General features: G+C 54.6%; 24 protein-coding genes and 2 pseudogenes. 6 read left to right on the forward strand and 20 right to left on the reverse strand.

Annotated features, from left to right (window positions below; all coding sequences use genetic code 11):
- Positions 1–43: 43 nt before the first annotated feature.
- Together AC27IT_RS06865 and AC27IT_RS06870 are read right to left on the reverse strand one after the other, a co-directional pair.
- Positions 44–808, reverse strand: coding sequence for a LamB/YcsF family protein (locus tag AC27IT_RS06865; protein WP_005827181.1), 765 nt, complete (start codon positions 806–808; stop codon positions 44–46).
- A 160-nt stretch (positions 809–968) separates the two neighbouring features.
- A complete protein-coding gene (locus AC27IT_RS06870) occupies positions 969–1,313 on the reverse strand; it encodes a YlbG family protein (protein ID WP_025843702.1) in 345 nt (114 codons plus the stop codon).
- A 77-nt stretch (positions 1,314–1,390) separates the two neighbouring features.
- On the opposite strand from AC27IT_RS06870, the gene AC27IT_RS06875 reads away from it, so the two are divergent.
- Positions 1,391–1,720 (forward strand): hypothetical protein, encoded by a 330-nt coding sequence (locus tag AC27IT_RS06875; protein ID WP_005827177.1) that lies wholly within the window; start codon positions 1,391–1,393, stop codon positions 1,718–1,720.
- Between the two features lie 14 nt (positions 1,721–1,734).
- Here the strand turns inward: AC27IT_RS06875 and AC27IT_RS06880 are convergent, their stop codons facing one another.
- Both AC27IT_RS06880 and AC27IT_RS06885 read right to left on the reverse strand, forming a co-directional pair.
- Positions 1,735–2,190, reverse strand: coding sequence for a YlbF/YmcA family competence regulator (locus tag AC27IT_RS06880; protein WP_005827176.1), 456 nt, complete (start codon positions 2,188–2,190; stop codon positions 1,735–1,737).
- Positions 2,191–2,262: 72 nt separating this feature from the next.
- A complete protein-coding gene (locus AC27IT_RS06885) occupies positions 2,263–4,176 on the reverse strand; it encodes a hypothetical protein (protein ID WP_283859128.1) in 1,914 nt (637 codons plus the stop codon).
- 61 nt (positions 4,177–4,237) lie between these two features.
- Between AC27IT_RS06885 and AC27IT_RS06890 the strand changes: the two genes are divergently transcribed.
- Positions 4,238–4,687 (forward strand): protease complex subunit PrcB family protein, encoded by a 450-nt coding sequence (locus AC27IT_RS06890; protein ID WP_025843700.1) that lies wholly within the window; start codon positions 4,238–4,240, stop codon positions 4,685–4,687.
- A 93-nt stretch (positions 4,688–4,780) separates the two neighbouring features.
- Here the strand turns inward: AC27IT_RS06890 and AC27IT_RS06895 are convergent, their stop codons facing one another.
- A complete protein-coding gene (locus tag AC27IT_RS06895; RefSeq protein WP_005827170.1) occupies positions 4,781–5,200 on the reverse strand; it encodes a hypothetical protein in 420 nt (139 codons plus the stop codon).
- Between the two features lie 201 nt (positions 5,201–5,401).
- Here AC27IT_RS06895 and AC27IT_RS06900 point away from each other — a divergent pair.
- A pseudogene (locus tag AC27IT_RS06900) lies at positions 5,402–5,781 on the forward strand (ribonuclease J); the annotation flags it as partial.
- Positions 5,782–5,784: 3 nt separating this feature from the next.
- Positions 5,785–6,087 carry a hydroxyacylglutathione hydrolase gene (locus AC27IT_RS06905; protein WP_487091717.1) on the forward strand — a complete coding sequence of 101 codons (303 nt, stop codon included), beginning with the start codon at positions 5,785–5,787 and terminating at the stop codon, positions 6,085–6,087.
- A 53-nt stretch (positions 6,088–6,140) separates the two neighbouring features.
- Here AC27IT_RS06905 and AC27IT_RS06910 read toward each other — a convergent pair whose 3' ends face one another.
- From AC27IT_RS06910 to AC27IT_RS06975, 14 genes and pseudogenes are all read right to left on the reverse strand, one after another.
- Complete coding sequence (locus AC27IT_RS06910) at positions 6,141–6,710, reverse strand: manganese catalase family protein (protein ID WP_005827166.1); 570 nt, start codon at positions 6,708–6,710, stop codon at positions 6,141–6,143.
- Positions 6,711–6,730: 20 nt separating this feature from the next.
- The gene (locus tag AC27IT_RS06915; protein ID WP_005827164.1) at positions 6,731–7,000 is read right to left on the reverse strand and encodes a spore coat protein CotJB; all 270 of its coding nucleotides are present in this window, start codon (positions 6,998–7,000) and stop codon (positions 6,731–6,733) included.
- Positions 6,990–7,226, reverse strand: a complete 237-nt coding sequence (locus tag AC27IT_RS06920; protein WP_005827163.1) for a spore coat associated protein CotJA — start codon at positions 7,224–7,226, stop codon at positions 6,990–6,992. The genes AC27IT_RS06915 and AC27IT_RS06920 overlap by 11 nt, the downstream gene beginning before the upstream one ends.
- Before the next feature lie 140 nt (positions 7,227–7,366).
- Positions 7,367–8,410, reverse strand: coding sequence for a 2-hydroxyacid dehydrogenase (locus AC27IT_RS06925; protein ID WP_005827161.1), 1,044 nt, complete (start codon positions 8,408–8,410; stop codon positions 7,367–7,369).
- 18 nt (positions 8,411–8,428) lie between these two features.
- Entirely contained in the window at positions 8,429–9,283 is an 855-nt protein-coding gene (locus AC27IT_RS06930) for a class II fructose-bisphosphate aldolase (RefSeq protein WP_487091694.1), read from the reverse strand.
- 31 nt (positions 9,284–9,314) lie between these two features.
- Positions 9,315–11,297 carry a glucose 1-dehydrogenase gene (locus AC27IT_RS06935; protein ID WP_487091695.1) on the reverse strand — a complete coding sequence of 661 codons (1,983 nt, stop codon included), beginning with the start codon at positions 11,295–11,297 and terminating at the stop codon, positions 9,315–9,317.
- 150 nt (positions 11,298–11,447) lie between these two features.
- Complete coding sequence (locus tag AC27IT_RS06940; RefSeq protein WP_025843696.1) at positions 11,448–12,026, reverse strand: glycerol-3-phosphate responsive antiterminator; 579 nt, start codon at positions 12,024–12,026, stop codon at positions 11,448–11,450.
- 61 nt (positions 12,027–12,087) lie between these two features.
- On the reverse strand, positions 12,088–12,654 hold the full coding sequence (locus tag AC27IT_RS06945) for an EAL domain-containing protein (RefSeq protein WP_487091696.1): 567 nt from the start codon (positions 12,652–12,654) through the stop codon (positions 12,088–12,090).
- Complete coding sequence (locus tag AC27IT_RS06950) at positions 12,597–13,577, reverse strand: response regulator (protein WP_051353899.1); 981 nt, start codon at positions 13,575–13,577, stop codon at positions 12,597–12,599. Before AC27IT_RS06950 ends, AC27IT_RS06945 begins: the two co-directional genes overlap by 58 nt.
- Before the next feature lie 232 nt (positions 13,578–13,809).
- Positions 13,810–14,553 (reverse strand): thermonuclease family protein, encoded by a 744-nt coding sequence (locus AC27IT_RS06955; RefSeq protein ID WP_005827149.1) that lies wholly within the window; start codon positions 14,551–14,553, stop codon positions 13,810–13,812.
- A gap of 191 nt (positions 14,554–14,744) precedes the next feature.
- Positions 14,745–15,385: pseudogene (locus AC27IT_RS06960) on the reverse strand (transposase).
- 4 nt (positions 15,386–15,389) lie between these two features.
- Positions 15,390–15,788 (reverse strand): IS200/IS605 family transposase, encoded by a 399-nt coding sequence (tnpA, locus tag AC27IT_RS06965; RefSeq protein WP_025843694.1) that lies wholly within the window; start codon positions 15,786–15,788, stop codon positions 15,390–15,392.
- Positions 15,789–16,236: 448 nt separating this feature from the next.
- On the reverse strand, positions 16,237–17,286 hold the full coding sequence (locus AC27IT_RS06970; RefSeq protein WP_005827143.1) for a MerR family transcriptional regulator: 1,050 nt from the start codon (positions 17,284–17,286) through the stop codon (positions 16,237–16,239).
- Positions 17,287–17,421: 135 nt separating this feature from the next.
- Positions 17,422–17,862 carry a CBS domain-containing protein gene (locus AC27IT_RS06975; RefSeq protein WP_005827142.1) on the reverse strand — a complete coding sequence of 147 codons (441 nt, stop codon included), beginning with the start codon at positions 17,860–17,862 and terminating at the stop codon, positions 17,422–17,424.
- A gap of 176 nt (positions 17,863–18,038) precedes the next feature.
- Between AC27IT_RS06975 and AC27IT_RS06980 the strand changes: the two genes are divergently transcribed.
- Both AC27IT_RS06980 and ftsW read left to right on the forward strand, forming a co-directional pair.
- Positions 18,039–18,383, forward strand: coding sequence for a YugN family protein (locus tag AC27IT_RS06980; RefSeq protein ID WP_005827140.1), 345 nt, complete (start codon positions 18,039–18,041; stop codon positions 18,381–18,383).
- 70 nt (positions 18,384–18,453) lie between these two features.
- Positions 18,454–19,623, forward strand: a complete 1,170-nt coding sequence (ftsW, locus tag AC27IT_RS06985) for a putative lipid II flippase FtsW (RefSeq protein WP_007785222.1) — start codon at positions 18,454–18,456, stop codon at positions 19,621–19,623.
- A 53-nt stretch (positions 19,624–19,676) separates the two neighbouring features.
- Here the strand turns inward: ftsW and AC27IT_RS06990 are convergent, their stop codons facing one another.
- On the reverse strand, positions 19,677–20,012 hold the full coding sequence (locus AC27IT_RS06990) for an Asp23/Gls24 family envelope stress response protein (RefSeq protein WP_005827135.1): 336 nt from the start codon (positions 20,010–20,012) through the stop codon (positions 19,677–19,679).
- Positions 20,013–20,063 lie beyond the last annotated feature (51 nt).

Below are 20,063 nucleotides of genomic sequence, written 5' to 3' on the forward strand. Positions count from 1 at the left end.
GCCGTATGGCTTTTTATGCGGATTGCCTGGCACTCTGGCGAGCCTAGCGAGCGCTGATCGGCTCGATCTTCACATCGTTTTGCTTCGCCCATTTGTGCAGTTCACCCAAAAACTGCAAAATATCGTGGCTCTCGTGATGAACGCAAAGCGTATCTGCCGCCAGATCAATGTGCTGGCCGTTCACGGTCTTCACTCGCTGCTTCAGGACGAGCTGGCGCGTCTGCTCCATCCGCTCTTCCTTGCTGATGAGCACGCTGCCCTCCAGCTCGCGGGGAGCGAGACGGCCATTCGGCAAGTACGCCCGCTCGGCAAACACTTCCTCGGCCACCTGAAGCCCGTGCTCCAGTCCGGCCTCGACCAGCTTGCTGCCGGACAGGGCGTACAGGATCAGCTCCTCGTCGATGTCGGCTACCGCCTGAACCACCGCCTCGGCAAGCTCCGGCCGCTCCGCCGCTTCGTTGTACAGCGCCCCGTGCAGCTTGACGTGATGCAGCTCGCCACCGAGCGCCCGCGTCATGCCGGAGAGGGCTGCCACCTGATACAGCACCAGCTCATACACTTCGTTGACGGACAAATTCATCGAGCGCCGTCCAAAGCCTTGCACATCCGGGTATCCCGGGTGCGCTCCGATTTTTACGTCGTGCTTGAGCGCTGCCTCAATCGTTCTGCATATGAGATGCGGATCACCTGCGTGCATGCCGCAAGCAACATTGACGGAGGTGATCCATTTCATAATTCCCAAATCCTCTGATTGTCGTCCCCTGCTGAAGCCCTCGGCCATGTCGCAGTTAATGTCAAGATGAATCATGTATGTACGCCCCCACCTTTCCTCTCATGATCTATGTACGCGTGTTGAAAGCGCATTCATTGGCACTACTTCTGGTGTTTTCCTATTCCTCTAGCATACCATGTACGGTGGCCGAGCAAAAGGAAAAAAGCTGCCGAAAACTGGCAGCTTGGTGAACATCTTATGTCGAACCTACGGTCGCTGGGCTGCTCTCTTCTGCCATCAGTGTCTCTGCCAGCGCCATCACTTGATTTTTTTCCTGCTTGTAGTCGTATTCCTTCGCCTTGTCCGGTCTTGCGTTGTTGTACTCGACCGGAATCTCGTGACGATGGGAGCGCTCGATTTTGGTCACGAAATGCAGCTTCTCCATGATGCGGATCGTTTCATCCAACATATTCGCATCAACGTACATCGAAACGTAATTTAACCGTTTGGAGATGTAATGAATGGTGCCAAATTTGCGTAAATTTTTGGCCGCACGCGTGTTTTTTACCCACACCGCAACACCCAGACGTCGTTCTCTCATGTAAGCCGTTGGTCTCCTTCCCCATCATGGTATAATCACCTGTAAACGCCTGTTACAGAAAGGAACTGTGGTCTTTTATGCTGGCTACGTTTTATCGACGCTTCGAGGAAGCACTGCACCAGGAAGGCATCGTCACAAAAAGCGGCTGGCGCACCCATGCCGGCCAACGCTTCTTCTATGTAAGCAGCGCGCTCCCCGCTTCCAGCCTGACCGAACGGCTGATGGAAACGGGCGAGCGACTGACCACCGGTACCAAGCTAAAGCCCGAATGCATTTACGTGCGCTCAGGCGACGACCAGCACGTGTACCGCTTTCGCTTTCTGGTCCCCAGTGAAAAGCAGTTTTGCTGCGGCAACCTGTGCGAAGACTGTTTTCTGCTGCGGGAAAAATCTCCGCCGCAAAGCTAAGCCTCGCTTGCGAATCAGGAAGACTTTTTCACGCTGCAACCGCAGCTTCCGCCCGTGCCGCAACCGCTTCCTTGCGCTTCGAGAAACGGATTGTTGCTCGGCACCTTGATCGTGTCGGAGACAGAGTGGGCGATCGTTCTGCTCACCTGGTAGAGCAGTTCATCCAGCGCGTCCTCTGCCCGCTTGAAGGCTTGCACGGAATCGCGCAGCTCGATCGTCCGCTTCAGCTCGCGGACTTCTTTTGATATATGGTTGTAATCGGGATGGTACTTCCCGAACCGTTGGACATCCTCGTACTGTTCCTTTTTCTTTTCGAACAGCAACAGGAGGCGCTGCACTTCCTCGTCTGCCTCCATCCGGCGCTTGGCCTCCAAGTATTCCAAGACCTCGCGCGATTGGTTAATCATGGTGGACAGCTCGTGCGACTCCATAATAAGCTGTGCCATATCCACAGTCTCTACTGCTTCCATTGAGCGAGACCCCCTTTCACACTAAAGGCGTAAAGCTTTTAGTCCCTTCTGATTGTACCACGATCCACATTCTTAGTACAGATAGTCAGGCACCACAATGCGCACTCGGCCGATCTCGTCAAGCCTGTACGGACGCTTTCCGTGCGGCCCGCTGATCGTGACGAGCCAATAGCCCATTTCCAGCTTGACCTCCACGGGCAGCCCGCGCAGCTTCTCCTGGTTCGTCAACTGCACTTCCACTTCCAACTGCAGCTCGGTCGCGCGTTTCAACAGATCGCGCAGCGACTGCGGGTGATACGCTTGGAAGTGCTGCGTCCACATTTTGGGAAGCGTCGACAGTTGCGGCATGGCTTCGCTTTGGGCCGGAAACGTATTTTCGATGGCGTAGCCGTCCCACGGGCGCTCGATGACGAGCAGCCCTCTGTCGGACGATTGGGCGTCCTCGTGCGTTTCTTGCGTTTCTTTCGCTTCCGCGGACTCCGCGTGCAAGACGACGTGCGGCTCGTAGCCGTAATGCCTGAGCAGCTCGACCAACTGCCTTTTTTGCGGGAGCGGAATAAAAAACTCCGTCGGCGAGAGGACGTGCTGCAAAAAGGGCTGAAAGTCGGGGATTTGCCGCCATTCCTCCACGAATCCGGCATGTGCGGTCCTGACGCAAAAAAACGGCTCCAGTTGAATTTGCGTAGCCGTCTTCGCCCAATGCCCGATGACTTCGACGAGCCCCTCCGGCAGCGGATGGGCGCAGGCGACCCGCAGCTTTTCCATGACCAGCTCTTCGCTGCCGCCGGAAGCGAGGTACGTTTGCAGCAGCTTCGCTTGCAACTCTCCGCGAATCAGTTGCCCATCGAAGCGCAACTGACAAAACTCGCTGATCTCCCACACATCCCGCAGCGGAACGAGCGGCGGAATCGTCAGCGCTCCCGCCGGGTCTACGAACCAGCCCTCTTCCGCCGTCAGGTGCGGCAAGCTGTTCCACCGCCAGAACAGGCGCTCCTGCTCGTCTGCCCCAAGCTGCACCCAGCCCAGCCCGAGCAAGACGTGCAGCCACTGCTCCACAATCAGCCTGTCTGCCTCTTGCGGCAAGGCAAAGCCCGCTGTCTCTAGCATGCGCAATTGGCTGTCAACACAACACCATTGATCCAGCGGAACCTGTCTCATCATCTGGGCAAACGCATCCCACCAATCGCCGTGCGGCAAAAGCTGCTCCGCAACCAACTGGTACAGCTCTTCCCACCGCTCAGGCACCGACTTGTTCAGCCAGCGCCTGATCTGGAAGGAGTCGAGCGCCATGCTCTTGTCCTTGCGCACTACGAGCCCGAGCCGAAAAGCCAGATCGAGGACAACCGTCAGCGCGAGCCCCTCTCTCTGCTCTTTGTCCAGCGGCGCAAGAGTGACGCCCTGGACGTGCTCGTCTGTCATCGACAAGAGCGGAACCATTTTTTGCATCACCCTGCGGTGAATGCTTCCTTTTTGCGTCACCGGCACCTGATTGTCGCGGATGTACAGGAGAAGCCCAAAAAGATCCAGATGTATCCCCCTGCCGGCTGGTATATAATAAGGGAGCGTTTTGGACAAGGACACATACGCCGCGGATGAGTCCGGCAACAGTTGAAGCGTCAACTGCTCGCGAATTTCCTGCGGCATCACATAGCCTATTTCACTCCACATTTTGCGTACAGTCAAAATCAGTCCCAGTCGGCGCAGCTTCGTCAGGCCGACGGACAAGTGTCTGTGCTCTTTTGCCGTTTCGCGTTCCCAGGAACGCTTGCTGAAAAATCCTCTCGTCGCCTTGGTGATGAACAGCTTGATGACCGTTCGTTCCAGTTCGTCGGCCTGTTCCCACACCTGCTGCAAAAAGCGGGAATCCGCCAGCCTGGACGACAGCTCCTGATCTTCTGTTTCGATGCAAAACCGCTTTTGTTGTTCGTTCAGAATCGCTTGTCTCGTTGCTTCGGACAGGTATTCCAGCGAATCCTTCACACGCACTCCTGTCACCTCAGTTTTTATGATCTCATCACGATTACTTTTACCAATTGGAGGGAGATTGATGATGAATATATTCCCTGGCTTGTTGCTCGCTGCTTCCCTGTGTGTCACTGGCGCTACGTCCATGTCTCTTCCACATCCTACCGCATCTGCGCCCGCAGGAAAAGAGGTTGTACCGTCCGCTGTAGAGACTGTTCCATACGAAGCTGTCGCCGCTCCGTATCCGCCTGCTGTGACGGAAGCGTTGAAAAAAGTGCGAAAAAGCGGCGGACACACGGTCGTGCGCGCAAACGGCAAAGCTTATGTCGTCATCGGCGCGGGACAGAAGCCGACCGGCGGCTATCGCATCGTAACCGACCAGGTCAAACGGACAGGCCCGCACGGCTTTACCGTTCGCGTGCACGTGCAGCCGCCTGCTCCGGGTGCCTTGAAAACACAGGCGATCTCGTACCCGACGCTCGTCATCGCCTTGCCGGACCAGCAGGCACAAGTGAGCGTGCACATGCGCTAGCCGTTCCTGTTCATGATAAAAGCCGACAATTCGAGTGCCCATGGCGCTTTCCTGTCGGCTTTTTTCTATGGAATCCAATCGACTAGGCAAGCATCAAGGCTTGACCTCGATGCTGAAGCGCTCGGATACTCCATACGATTCATGGTTATTGTGGGCCAGTTCGACCGTGATCTCGTGCTTGCCACTCGGAATGTCTTTCAAGACATAGCTTGGTTCAAACACTTTCGCGATCTTTTTCCCATCCAGATACAAATGGACGTGGCCTTCGCCGTGCTTGTTTTCTTTCCCCATGTTCTCCAGGGAAAAGTTGAAATTCGTAACGGCCAGCTTGAGTTGCAGGTCATCCTGTTCAAGCGAGTGCGCGACTTTTAGTGTAGGCGCTTCCTGATGCGCCTCTGCCTGTTCGACAGCCACGTTCGTCTGCGTATCGTCCTTGGAGTAGACGAACCACTCGACAACCGCTGCGATCGCGATCAGCAGGAACAAGCGGAATATCAATCGTTTGCTTTTCACCGGGACGGCTCCTTTCCAAATTCAGTCATCCCACATTGTGCCCGATTGCTCCCGTTCTCATTCACGCTGCTGTGCTGTTGGCTTCCTCGCCGTTTCCCCGTCTGGCTTTCATACATAATCCTTCTTTCTCGCGCAAAAAGTAACCCATATCATCACATGGTTTTCGGGAGGTCATTGTTCGGTATGAGTACACAAAACGGCACGCGCCTGACGCTCGGACTGATTGAAATCAAGCTGAAGAGCACGGCTTGCTGCAGCAGGCAGAGCTGGTGCAAATCAACCGCAACGCCAAGCTCGCACTGGGCGCCATGACCGCCAGCTTTTTTCAGACGAACCACAGCATTCCTGATTGCCTTGGCGTCGTTTTCGACACGCCGGAAGGCAAAGTGGTATATACCGGGGATTTCAAGTTTGATCTGCCCCCTGTCCACAAGCAGACCCCCGATTTGCACGAAATGGCCGCCATCGGTCAAAGCGGCGTGCTCGTCCTGCTGTCGGAGAGCACGAATGCCGAACGCCCGAGCTTCACGCCTTCGAAAAAGCTGGTCGGCGATCATCTGCGCGAGGCGTTCGCGCTGGCCATTTTGCGCGACCGCAAGCATCTGTCTGAGGACGGCATTCTCGTCGTCGTCACGCGCAACAAAACAGACGGAAAAATCATTTCCGGTCCTGACCTCATCTCGCGCGGGTTTGTTTACGGCCCCGATTCGGAAAGGCTGATTGACGAGGCCACGCGGATCGCGGCAGCCGCGATTGAGGATTTGCAGGACGAGAGCATCACCCAGTGGAATCGCTTGAAGCAAGCGCTGTGCGAGTCGATCGGGCGGTATTTGTACGCGAAAACAAAGCGCAGGCCGATGATTTTGCCGATTATTATGGATGTGTAGCAAAAAAGAGAGCGCCAAGGCTCTCTTTTTTTGATCGGGCTTGACGTGCGCTGTTAAAAAATCGTCTTGCGCCCTTGTTCTTCTTTCAAAATCTCCACCGCTTCCCGGAAGCGCAGCGAGTGGACGATTTCCCGCTCGCGCAAAAACTTCAGGCTGTCCTGTAGGTCGACGTCGTCTGTCATGTCGATCAGCCATTGGTACGTGGCCCGCGCTTTTTCCTCTGCGGCGATATCTTCGTACAAGTCTGCGATCGGATCGCCCTTGGCCGCGATATAGGTAGCCGTCCAGGGAACCCCTGCCGCATTGTTGTAAAAAAGCGCCCGGTCGTGGTTGGCGTAATGCGCGCCAAGCCCGGCTTCCTCCAGTTGTTCGACCGTCGCGTCCTTGGTCAGCTTGTAGACCATCGTCGCGATCATTTCCAGATGGGCAAACTCTTCAGTCGCAATGTCGGTCAACAGCCCGATGACTTTGTTCGGAATCGTGTAGCGCTGGTTCATGTAGCGCAAGGCCGCCGCCAGCTCGCCATCGGCACCGCCGTATTGCTCCGTCAAGTATTTGGCCATTTTCACATCGCATTTGCTGACACGAACCGGATATTGCAGCTTTTTCTCATAAATCCACATCGTCTACGTCTCCCTCATTTCTACACTTGCCATGGCCAAGGCTCGTCGTTCCACTGCCACGGGTATCCGGAATAGCTCCGCCCGAAATTTTGCAAGGGGCCGTAATGCTTCTCGTACTCATTCGCCAAAGCCCAACGCTTTTCTGTCAGATCGTTGAACTGTTCAATCGCGTTGACATCGGTTGGATGCGTATCCAGGTACAGATTGAGCTCGACCAGGACAAAATCGATCTCCTGCAGTTGCTGTAACAGTGCGTAATATTCTTTGCCTCGCTGTTGACTATGTGCCATGGGAACCCTCTCTTCCTACGTAATCCTGCTGCGGATTGTAAGGACTGTACAGAGACGGCCACAATGTGCCTGCCCGCAATGCCTCGGCCGGGGAATACTGTGGCAGGTCTGGCGGCTGGAACGTGATAAACAACTGCGGAGGAACCGCGTATGTTTTGACCCGAATGGGCGGACAAGGATCGTATGGGCTGACGTAAGGAAACCAGATACGTGTTTGCGAGTTCAACAGATGCCCTCCTCCATGCGCATTTTTCTCGTTCGTCATGGTTACCATATGCCGCCCACCCAGCAAGCGTGATAAATGTCCCGCCATGAAAAAAAGCCTTTTGTTCATCAAGTTGCGATGAACAAGAGGCCAAGCGTGATCTACGGCAGCCGCGGCTGTAATCGGTTGACGATCGGCAGCTTTTCTTCGCCTCGCACGATCGCAGCCAGGTAGCCTGCCATCTGCTTGGGACTGTTCGTAAAAGCGTCTCTCGTGCTGCCCGCCATATGCGGGGTAATCGTCACATTGTCCAGTTGCAGCAACGGATCGTCTGCTGCCAGCGGCTCGTTGTCGAATACGTCCAGGGCGGCGCCTGCGATTCGCCCCGCTTGCAAAAATGACACCAACGCTTTTTCGTCAATCAGCCCGGAGCGTGCCGTATTAATCAGGACGGCGTTTGGCTTCATCAGCGCCAGCTCCGGTGCCCCGATAAAATGGTGCGTCTTTTCCGTGAGGCGCAAATGCAGGGAGACGACGTCCGCGCGCTGCAACAGTTCGTTCAGTTCCACCTTTTGACAAGGTTCGGGCACTTGCGCGATGTACTCGTCGTACACGAGGATGTGGCAGCCCATGGCCGTCAAAAAACCGGCGATCAGTTGCCCGACATTGCCATAGCCGATCAATCCTACTGTTTTTCCATACAATTCGGGAATCGCGTCGCTGTTCGGAAACGATTTTCGCCACTCCGCCTGTTTGAGTGCCGCGTGCGCGCGGGCGATGTTTCGCACTTCTGCGAGGATCAGCCCGAGCGTAAACTCCGCCACGGCCCGGGCATTTCGGCCTGGCGTATTCAGTACGCTGATCCCCCGTTCGTTGGCTGCCGCAATCGCCACATTTTCCGTGCCGCCGCGCAAAATCCCGATGACCGCAAGCTTGCTCGCCGCTGCGATGATCTTCGCAGAGACCGGCGCAAACTGCACGATGAGCACCTCGTACTGCTCGATTCCCGCAAACACGTCGTCCGGCATGGTCACCGCCTCCGGCCCGTGCAGCTCTACCGCGAGATTGTCTTTTTGCAGCTCTTCCAAAGAGGCGTGCTGCCATTCCCTGACCTCTACGTCCCAGCCCAGCTTTTCCAGCTCTCCAAGTCCTTCCGCCATCTCGCGTGCAGGAATAAACCGATCGGCAATCGCCAATACTTTCATCTCTCTCACTCCTATCCGTTACGCTCTGCCATTTGCGCCCAGCATGCGAATTTTTTGCTCCACCGTTTGCTCCAGCTCTTGTCTGATCGGCAAAAACATTTCTTCCGGCAGCGGGTCGATCCTGGTCATTTCCGCCGCAGCCCGCTTCAAGCCTTTTGCCATCGCGATCCGGCAGTCGGCGTACAGGTTCACTTTGCTGATTCCGTGCTGCACGACTTCCTGCACCTGGGCATCCGGCGTGCCCGAGCCGCCGTGCAAAACGAGCGGGACAGGGCTGACCAAATTGATCTGCCGCATCCGCTCTACGTTCAGCTTCGGCTCCGCCGTATAGACGCCGTGCGCTGTTCCGATGGAAACGGCCAGGGCATCGACACCTGTTCGCTCGACGAACTCCGCTACCTGATGCGGCTCGGTCAGTTTCGACTCGGTGCCGTACGTGCCGCCCAGCTCGTTGCCGCCGACGTGCCCAAGCTCCGCCTCCACGCTGATGCCGTGGGGGTGCGCCAACTCTACGACCTGTTTGGTCAGCGCTACATTTTCGGCAAAAGGCAAGCTCGATCCGTCGATCATGACAGATGTGAAGCCGTGGGCAATCGCTTGCTTGACCAACTCCATGTCCATCGCGTGATCGAGATGCAGGACGATCGGAATGCGATAGGCAGGGGCAACTGCCTTGATGTACTCTGCCAGGAAAATGAATCCGTTCGGCTCCTTCAGGTTGTGCTCCAGGCACATTAGGATGACGGGCGATTGCAGCCGCTCCGCCGTATCGAGAATCGTCCTCACCATAATATCGCCCACGCAGTCAAAGGCAGGGACGGCGTACTGATTTTCTCGGGCATCGTTTACGACTTCGTGCAGTGTGGTTAACATCTTTCTTCCTCCTATCCTTTCGTACAGCTCTTTATCTCATCAGCATGCCGCCGGTGGCATCCATCGTCGCGCCCGTAATGTAGTTCGCTTTTTCCGAGACGAGAAAAGCGGCGATATCGGCAATTTCTTCCGGCTTGGCGACACGGCCGAGCGGGATCCGGTTGACGTAGTAGTCTTTTTTCAGCTCCAGGTCGGCCTTAATCATGTCCGTCTCCACGATGCCAAGCGCGAGCGCGTTGACGTTGATTCCTTGCTTCGCGACCTCGCGGGCAAGCGAGACGGTAAACGCGACGACTCCCGCTTTGCTCGCGGCGTAATGCGCATGGCCTGTCGTCGAGCCGTGGAACGCCGCTTGCGAGGTCACGTTCAAAATTTTGCCGCGGCGTTTTTCGGCCAACAGGTGATGGACAAAGCTTTGGCAAGTGAGAAACACCGAGGTCAGGTTCACATCCATGGTGTGGTTCCACTCAGCAAGCGAGATGTCCGTCACCCAGTTTTTCGGCCACACGCCAGCGTTGTTGACCAAAATGTCGACGCTGCCGAAAGCTGCGGTCGCTTCCGCCATCAGCCGGTCGCACTCTTCCTTTTTGCCGATGTCCGCTTGAATCGTGATACACTCGCCGCCTTTTTGCCGGATCAGATCCGCTGCCTCATTCGCGCTGTCGGCGCTGCGGTTGTAGTTGATGACGACTTTTGCCCCTTCTTTCGCAAGCGCGAGAGCAATGGCCCGCCCTACGCCGCGGGAAGCTCCGGTAATGATTGCGCTTTTTCCTTTGATGCCGAAGTCCATGTCGATTCCATCCTTCACGAAAGTTTTTTCCACAGTGGCTGCAACGCTTCCAGCACTTCCAAATACGCTTGGTACTTCTGCTCGTAAATGGCCTGATGCTGTTCGTTTGGCGTGTACGTCTTGCTGATTTTCACCATCGACTGCGCCGCTTCGGAAAACGACGCGAAATGCTTCGTCGCGACCCCGGCGCAGATGGAGGCCCCGAGCGTGCCTTGCTCTGTTCCTTCCACCACCTCGACGGGCAACTGCAAAATGTCTGCGAACATCTGCATCCATTCCTCCGACCTCGTGGCCCCGCCAGCGAGACGCACAGCTTTTGGCCGGGAGCGGTGAACGAGCAGCTTGTCGATGTGCTGGCGATGGCCGAAAACGACTCCTTCGTACAAGGCTCTGACCATATGCGCTTTCGTATGCCAACCGTTCAGGCCGATAAAGCAAAATCATCGCAGGCAGCAGCACCATGACCGCCGCCACTTTTACACCGAGCGTCAAAATTTCGGCAATCCCGAAGCCCGCCAATATCCCGAGCAGAACGCCGAGAATCGTCCCCAAGGTGAGCGGCTCGCCCATCACTCCGTATTTTTTGGTGATTTCTTCCGGATCGGCTTTGATCGTCCGCAGGCCCGGAATTTTTTCGATGATCCAGTTCACTGCCATCCCGATCGGCACGTAAATGGCCGAAGTGGCATGCGCGAACGAGACGCCTTTCAGATCAAATTCCTTTTGGATTCGCGGGGCGGTGACGTCTGCGATCACGATGGCAATCAAAAAGTGGATCAGCGCCGCAATCGTTCCGACCACGACACTGTTGGTCGCCGCGTAAACCACGCCCCCGGTCAGCATGAAGTGCCAGTAGTTGAAAATGTCGATGTTGACCGTTTTCGTCCATTTAAACATAAGCAGCAAAATATTCAAAATTACGGCACTAAACACAACAAACGGAACAATCGGCGTCCCCCAGCCAATCGTCGCTCCGACCGGCCAGCCCGGGTCTACGACCGTCAGCGACAGGCCAAAACGGCTGACCATCGCTTCTGCTGCCGGTCCGAGCGTTCCGAGCAACAGGCCGATGACGAGGTTGATCCCGACAAACCCGATTCCTACCAGCATGGATGCTTTGAAGCCTTGCCCGACTCTCACCCGAAAGATCATCGCCAGAATAAAGAAAATAATCGGCATCATGACTGCTGGACCAAGCTGAATCAAAAATTGAATAACCGCCATTTACGTTTGCCTCCCCCATTTGTTTTTTGGCTTGCACAAGCAGCACTCGTCGGCTGCACCACCTCCTTTTTCGCAAACAAAAAACCCTACACAGAGCTAGCGCCTTTTCGCACTAACTCTCTGTAGGGTTTCGCATCTACACATAACCCGTTACTGTATTTTGTTGTACGTTGTATTCCACAAATCCCGCTTGCTCGTCGTCACGCCGTTAATCCCGGCGTCGAACAGCTCGTGGATCACTTCCACCGAATCGATAAAACCGCCCGCGAGAATCGGCACATTTTTGACCGCCCGAAACTGGTTGAGAAACGGTTTGGCGAACGGGCCGGGAAGAATCTCGATCGCATCGAGTTCGCTCATTTCAAGACCTCTCAAGCCGTTTTCCAGCGAGCGCGAGTCGAGCAAAAAGAAGCGATGAATCCCGATCAGGCCGACATCTTTTGCCCGATTGACGATCTTGGCATTCGGGGAGATGAGTCCGTCCACCTGAAACAAATCTTTGAGCAGCTTGATGCCGATTTGGTCTTTGTTCAACCCGCCGATCAAGTCTACGTGCACAATCACTTTTTTCCGCGCTTCGTGGCACTTTTGCGTCAAGCTCTTCAGATTGCCGATATGGACATCCGAGAGCAGGATGATGGGCGCCTCACTCTGCAATGCAAACTGAAAATGGCGCAGGTCCCTGACAGAAGGAATTGTGACGTGATTAGAAAAAAATGCATTCGCCATCTGGGAGGCCCTCTTTTGACATTTCGTTGTTGATTGTTAATTAAAGCGCTTTCGCCATTATTTAATAACAGAATTTTTGGTTTGTCAACCGTCTGTAATAAAAATCTTCCCACTTTTCTGCCCACAACCTTCGCCCCGTAAAAATCGAGGCCAACCCGAAATCACAGGTTGGCCTAAAGCGCACGGCAAACGCCCTCGTCGAAGTTTTTGCCGCTGAAAAGAAGCCGCCTGCCAGCCCAGCTACTTGCGGCTGTCCAGAAGGCGCGAAGGCATGAAAAACATTCCTCCACATCGTCCGCTGACAGGGGGCAGGCGAAGTAGTAGCCCTGGATTTTTTGCAGTCATTCTCCGTCAAAATGTCCAGTTGGTTTTTCGTCTCGATCCCTTCCGCAATGACGTCGAGCTTGAGGTTTTGCGCCATGGCGATGATCGTGGACACGATTGCCCGGTCGTTTTGGCTTTGCGAAATATCGGTAATGAACGAGCGGTCAATTTCTTCCGTGATGTCTTTGATGATGATGTGCGTCCCCATCAATTCTCCCGCGATGTCGACGGGAACCTTCATGACGCTCAGCTCGATGCTTCTCCCGTCCGGATGCAGCCAACGCGTTTCAAAGCTGTTCGGCAAGTCGCCGGAAGCCTCGTAAAACAGCTTTTTTGTTTTCTCCCGCTCTTCTTTTGGAATGTGCAAGCCGATCTGGGCAATATGCCGATGGATATAGTACTTCGGCACCGGGCGAGGCGATGGGCATGCTGCAAAAATTTTCCGCGAAGCCGGCTTCGTTCTGTTTCCGCCCATCGGTAATGGTGGTCCGCCAAATAGTCTCCCCTGTATTGCTGCGACAGCCGCAAATGCCCGTCCACGGTTTCGCCAGTCAGCTCCGGCGCGCCGTCGAGCGCTGCTTCCCATTCAGACACGTCCAGCCTCGTTCCGTTCATCTCCAGCAAATATCCTTCATCACAATTTACAATCTGGATCGCCAGTCCTTCTTCATTCAATGTTTTTCTGATTGGGTACACGGTCGTATAGAGCTGCGTAATGCCTTTCTTCCAGTCGATGTCCGGCCAGAGCTGGTCGAGCAGCACCTGCTTTTTGACGACCGTTCCCCGGTGATGCAGCAAAAAGGCGAATACTTCCTGCCCCTTGACCGTTTTCCAGCGAATCGTCACCGGCTCTCTTCCAGCCTGCTCCATTTGCAAGGAGCGAAAACAGCGAAGGAAGCCAGTCCCAGCCTGCAGGACGCTCGCTGGCTGAGGCGGCCGGCTTTTGAAAAGCCGCTCGATCGTTTTTTGCAGGCGGTCGTACTGAATCGGCTTTAACAAATAGTCCAAGGCGTTCAGCTCGAATGCCTTGATCGCGTATTCATCGTAGGCGGTGACGAAGATGATCGCGGTATCCGGATGCTCCTGCAAGATTCGTTCGGCCAATTCGATTCCGTTTCGCTCAGGCATCTGGATGTCGAGAAACACGGCCTGCGGGGGTGCTTGGACGATTTTATCCAGAGCCATCCGCGGCTCCCGGTACTGCCCCTGAATGTTCAGACCGCCCACGCGCGCGAGCATCCGGCCATATGGCGAAGAGCAAGCGGCTCGTCATCCACAATAATCACGTTCATAAAAATTCCCCACCTTCCCTGTCGGCAAACGAATCAGAAATGCGCTTCATCCAGCGCCCCGCTCATGCGGTATGTCGGCGAACTGCTCTTGCCTCTCTTCGGGCGCCTTGCTGGATGGTCGGGGACATCCGCTCGCTCCGGCAGCCCCTCGCAGACAGCAAACCCGCCTAGCGTTTGGGAGCGCGAAACCCAGCAGCTTGCGCCTCTTCTTCTGTTGCGAACCACATCTCGGCCTTCGTCTGCTCGTAGCTGGCGGAGCCGGGGACGTGATAAATTTTTTCGCCCTTGGCGTTGATGTTGCCTTTGATCGCTTTGCCTTCTGGCGGCGTATCGCGGTCACTGTCCGTTGGTTTGCCAGGCTTCGCGGCGGACTTGCCCGTTTCTTTGTCTGCTGATTTTTTGTCCGCTGGCTTTTTGCCCGCGTCCTTGCCGTCAGGATCTAGGCCCCACAGCCCGCGATTGGCTTCCCGCGCCTCGCGCTCCGCTGCCAGAAACACATCGGCCTTGGCGACATTCGGCGGAATCGTCATGATGCGCGCGTAGCCGTCCCGCACCAGCTTTTCATTGACGAACGTCCCGTCTTCCATATACACATAAGCGAGCAGCCGCTGATATTTGTCGTACGGCTCCACGTCAAACTTGAGCGTCACTTTTTTCCCTGTCAAAAGCTCTTTGGTGTAGTTGCTGGCTTCCTTGCCATATGGCTCGACCGGATGGTTAGGCTTGACCGTCTCCGGCGTGTCGACTCCAATCATTCTCACCTTTTCCCCGCTCGCCAGCTCAAACGTGTCGCCGTCCACCACCCGTTTGACCGTAGCGGTCATCTCCCCGTTTGCCTCGGGCTGTCCCGAAGCGGAACAGGCGGCCAAGAGAAGCGCCAGAGCGAACAAGTAAAGTACGATTCGTTTCATTGATTCTTCTCCTCTTCTTTGTTGCATTGATTCTCAGATTATTGAGATTCCCACTCCTAAAGGGGCAAGCTGACACCTTTGGTACCAGTGGGATTCTTGGGTGGTAGTCGGAAGTGCATTTCTGCTATCCGTAGTTCCCCCAAGTTCAGGGCTGTCTCATCAGCCCGTCCTAAGACAGTGCGTCTAGCATCTTAGGCTGACAGACTGTTACCATCTGCCACAGGTTGACGCATGATATTGATGGCTCCAACCCGATCACGATGCGTGTTGAATCCGCATGAACATTCGTACTTTCTGTCTCTCGCTTTGTTCTTCTCCCCACAGACAGGAAAGAGTTGAGAAGTATAGGCTGGATTCACTTCCACAACTTGTATCCCAACAAGATTTGCTTTGTAGGAGATGAATTGCTGAAGCCTACCGAAATTTGAGCGTACCATTTCCCTGACTTTTCCATGATACGCATCAACCCACATTTTCCTTTGCGTAACCGTTCCCGATCTCGGCTCGTCATCCTAGCATCAAACGCTGTTTTCTTCGTCTTTCCATCTACCACGTTTTGATTGTTGACGAAATAGACAGGTTTTTTTCAGAATGGGGCGAGTACCCAACTTCTTGATTTTTCGGTATACACTCTTGGCATCACGTATGGCTTGATTACAGACGGCTGATGGTAGAATGGTTTCTACATTTTTCGTCGTTGTCTTTGGAAACGTACCAAGTTGTTCAGCTTGTTCCGTTAGCTGATTGACTACACGAATATATTCCTTTCCTAAATGACGAAGAAGATCTGGTGATCAGGAGATAGGCGAACCGTAACCGTTAAAGCTTGCATGTGTTCACCCCCTTTTCTTTTGTTCTTCCACATAACGCTTTACGGTTTCGCTTGATACGTTTCCTGCTGTACTTACGAAAAAAGAGCGTGTCCACAGACTCGGCAAATGAGCAAGATGCTTGAACTCCTGCCTTATGATTCGAGAGGTCACTCCTTTCACTTTTGCCATGATGTCTGATGGAGAATCGGTGGGAAGACAGTTCAGGAGCAGATAGACATGATCTGGCATCACTTCCATGGCTACTATATGCCAGTCATTCTCTTGACATATTTTTTCAAGTAGTTCCTTGAATCGAATTTCCACCTGGTTCACTAATACTTTTCTTCGATAACGAGGGCAGAAAACAAAATGATAGTGGATGAGAGATACTGTGGTAGCTGTACGTCTATATTCTTGTCCCATAGGGTCATTGTATCAGTATAAAAAACAAACTTCAACGATGAATAACAAAAGAAAAACACTCGCACATGTGCTATGTGTTTCGTAAGTCCGCCGCTGCCTGCGCAGCTTGACGGCCTCGTCTTTTCGCTCGTTCCGCACGCGGCTTTGCGTGAAGCCCCGCCAAAAGAACAGATTCTGGCGACAGAAGTTTTTTTCGCCTAAACCGAAAAAACGACCTTCCACAAGGTCGTTTTGTCTATACGTACAGACTTAGTCACGATCGGCGCTAAACAAGAACAGCAGAACGACCACGACAATGATAATCCACAGAAACTCCTCGTTATCGCGATCAAAAAAGCTATCGAACAGACCCATAGTGGAGTCCTCCTTTCCTTCTCGCTACAGCCTATGCAGAAGGCTAGGCACGTGTCAGCGTTTGGAAGAGCCCAAAAGTAAAGGAATGTTCTTCTTATTTCAGCCTCGCGACGATCATATGCGTGTACGTGGTGAGCTGTCGCGCCTCTGCGGCGAATCCGAGCGCCGCAAGCTCCCGGAGCAGCCGCGAGCGGTCGGCGTAAAAGCGGTCCTCAATTTGCGCAATCGCCTCGTTCTTCCCGTCTCGGGCCAATGCAGCGAGATGCGCCTGTCTGGCAGCCTCGTCCACAAACATCAAATCCGCAATCGCCAGGCGTCCCCCCGGCTTCAGCACCCGGCGGCATTCGGCGAGCGCGAGCAGCTTCTGGTCGTCATCGAGAAGGTGCAGCGCATAGCTCGTCGCCACAAAGTCAAAGCGATCCTCGAGAAACGGAAAGGCGAAAAAGGTTCCGAGCTTCGTCTCCATCCCGGGCAGCTTGCTCCGGCAGCGCTTCAACATTTGCGGCGACTGGTCGAAGCCGCTCATGCTCGCCCCCTGGCGGACGAGACGGCTCGCCAGGTTGCCCGTGCCTGTGCCTGCGTCCAGCCCGCTCTCGCCTTTCACGGGACCGAGCGCGGCGACGACTTCATCCAGCACCCGCTCGTACGCTTGATGGGCGTTCGTGCTTTGCGACTCTCGCTGCACCCACTCGTCGTAACTGTCTGCCATCTGGTTGAAATTCCAGCGATCCACCCAGTTGTCGCGCGTTTGCCGCAGCCGTTTGTTCGCTTCTGCCAGCTCGAACAGCTCGCCCGGGTCGATCGTCTGGCTGTTGCCGATGCGCTCGATCATCGCCTCCGTCGTCTGGATGACTTTGGCCATCTCCACCCATCTCGTGTACATGAAAGAGCGCTGCAGTTCCAGGTAATGCAGCAAGGTACCTTCGTGCTCCTTCATCTGCGCCAGCAGCTCGCGAATATCGTCAATCGACATTCCGACCTCGCGCAGCGTCATGATCGTTTGCAGCCGCCAAACATCTTCTTCGGTAAACTGGCGATATCCGGAATCACCTGCCTTCGCCGGCCGGATCAGCCCTTTTTCCTCATAATAGCGAATGGCTCGCGGCGTGATTTGCAGCCTGCGCGCCATGTCCTTAATCAGCATGCGTGTCTCTCCCTGTCAGCTTCTTTATCGGTATCATATACCTTACCGCTGCGTCAATGTACAGAGAAAAAACGAAAAAGCTGCCCGGCGTTGCTTCCGGCAGCTTTTCATGCGTGCTTTTGGTTCAGGCAGCCATTAGTGATGAGCAGGCTCGGAAATTTCTTGGAGCGCGTCGCTCGCCTCGTCGTGGTGCACTTGCCGGATCGCCATGTCTGCGAGGGCGACAATGCCGACGAGCTTGCCGTTTTCCACCACAGGCAGGCGGCGGATTTGGTGCTGGGCCATGATCTTCGCCGCTTCATCGACTGTCATGCCCGGCTGGCCGAGAATGATGTCCTTGGTCATGACTACTTCTGTCGCCGTGGAGCCTTCATGCTTTTCCGCAAGTCCGCGAATGACGATATCGCGGTCGGTGATGATCCCGATGACGTCGTTCTTTTCGTCGACGACAGGGATGACGCCTACGTTCCAGTCACGCATTTTGCAAGCTACTTCGTACACATTATCCTTAAGCGTCACGGTTGCGACATCTTTGGTCATAATTTCGCGCAGGGTACGGTTTTCCACTTTGGCCATTTCGTTCTCCTCCTTTTGCTAATTGAACGATTGTAGTTTGTCCTCTCCGCTATCCTTTCATTCGCGAGAAAGGGCAAGCTAAGATCGCGGCCGAAATGGAGTTATGCATTGCGCTTCTTCCAAAAACAGACTATCATTAATAAGTGAAAATCTCACCATTTGTAGGAGGAAAAAGAATGGTTATCAAGGACACTGGGCTTAGCACGAAAGAAGTCTTTTTCGCCGATCTGGAGCATTACATGAGCGAGCTTGGCTTTGATCGTGGCGCCTGGGATTACAAGCACGCTACATACGATTATAAGATCCAAGATAAAGGAAACGTCTTCTACCTGCGCATCGAAGCAAACGTGATCGAAGGCAAGCTGGAAGACACCCATGCCGTCCTGAAGCTGGAAGATCCGTACATGGGCAAACACCTTTTCCCGCACGGACTGGATTACGACTATCCGATGCCTGAATCCGTTGTCAAAACGGCGAAGCTCAAGCTGCAAATGCTTGGCGAAAAGCTTTCCTCGCACTAATTCCAAATGAAAACGCACTGCGGTACAGAGAGGTATCCCCTCTCTGTTTCACGTAGAAGGGGGTATTACCGTGAAGACTAGGGGCGTACCTGACTTCCTGCTCCTGTTTTTAACCGCCCTGATCGTCGGGTTTGGTATTACCATGGTGCTTAGTGCAAGCTCCATTTTCGCCCTGACCAGCTTCACTAGCAATGGCTGCTCTTATTGCAACGGGGACGAGCTGTATTTCGTGAAGCGGCAAATCCGCTTCCTGCTGATCGGAATCGTCGGCATGCTGGTCGCCATGAATATTCCCTTCTCCTTTTACAAGCGCAATTTCTTGCTGATTGCGTTAGGAAGCTTCATCATGCTTGTGCTCGTGCTGATTCCGGGAATCGGGGAGGATGTGAAAGGAGCGCGTTCGTGGTTCAGGATCGGATCATCCAGCCTGCAGCCCGCAGAGTTCGCCAAGCTAGGTCTGATCTTGTACCTGGCGGCGATTCTCGCGAAAAAAGGAGAGGGGGTACGCAAACTCCAGTCTGGTTTGCTTCCCCCGCTCATGGTTACCGGTTTGTTTTTCCTCCTGATTGTCGTGCAGCCCGATCTCGGGTCAGCCGCCATTCTTCTGGGCAGCGCCTTGATCGTGATGATCTGCGGCGGAGCGAGACTTCGTCACCTGATTGGCCTCGGCGGCCCGGTTGTGACCGTGGCTTTTCTCGGATACATCACGTTGAAGCCGCATGCCTTGAATCGCATTAACTCCTACATCAATCCATGGAACGATCCGAGCGGAACCGGGTACAACATCATTCAGTCGTGGATTGCCATCGCCCACGGAGGACTGTCCGGGACGGGCTTCGGGAAGAGCATCCAAAAGTATTTGTACTTGCCGGAGATGCACACCGACTTCATTTTCTCCATCATTACGGAGGAGCTTGGGTTTATCGGTTCTTCTCTGTTCCTGCTGGTCTACCTGCTGTTCCTGTTGCGCGGCATCCACATATGTCTGCGCGTCAAGGACACCTTTGCCAGCCTGGCCGGGATCGGGGTCGTCAGCATGATTGCCCTGCAAGCGATCTTAAACATCGGCGGCGTGACAGGACTGATTCCGCTCACGGGCGTACCGCTTCCTTTCATCAGCTACGGGGGCTCTTCCTTGCTCGTTTGCTTGATCTCGACAGGCTTTTTGCTGAGCGTGTCGCGCGAGGTCAGCCGCCAGAAGCTGGAGGAGCAGCTCAAGAAGCAGCCTTATTCAATGTAGCATCTCGCTTTGCCCAGAAGCAAAAAAACGGCCTGCCGATGCGCAGGTCGTTTTCATTTGCCAAGCTCGATTGTCTCTACACGCACATTGACCGCTTCCACAAACAGTCCAGTCAAGCTCTCGACGGCTTCCTTCACCTTTTCCTGCAACGTGTGGCACACGCGATGAATTTGCGCGCCATAGCGGACTGACACGCGCATGTCGACGATGACTCTGTCCTCTGTGACCGCCACGGTGATTCCTTTCGCCCCGCCATTCAGCTTTTTCGCCAAGTCCTGATACAGCCCACCCGACCGCACCGTAACGTCCAGCACTTCCTCCACGGCTACGGCAGCAATGATCGCGATTACTTGATCGGCCACTCTGATCTCGCCAAGTCTGTCAGCCATCAGGATGCCCTCCTCTTCGACCGAATGATATCTGCTCCCCCGTTTTATCTG

The sequence above is a fragment of the Brevibacillus sp. YAE8 genome, assembly GCF_057543335.1.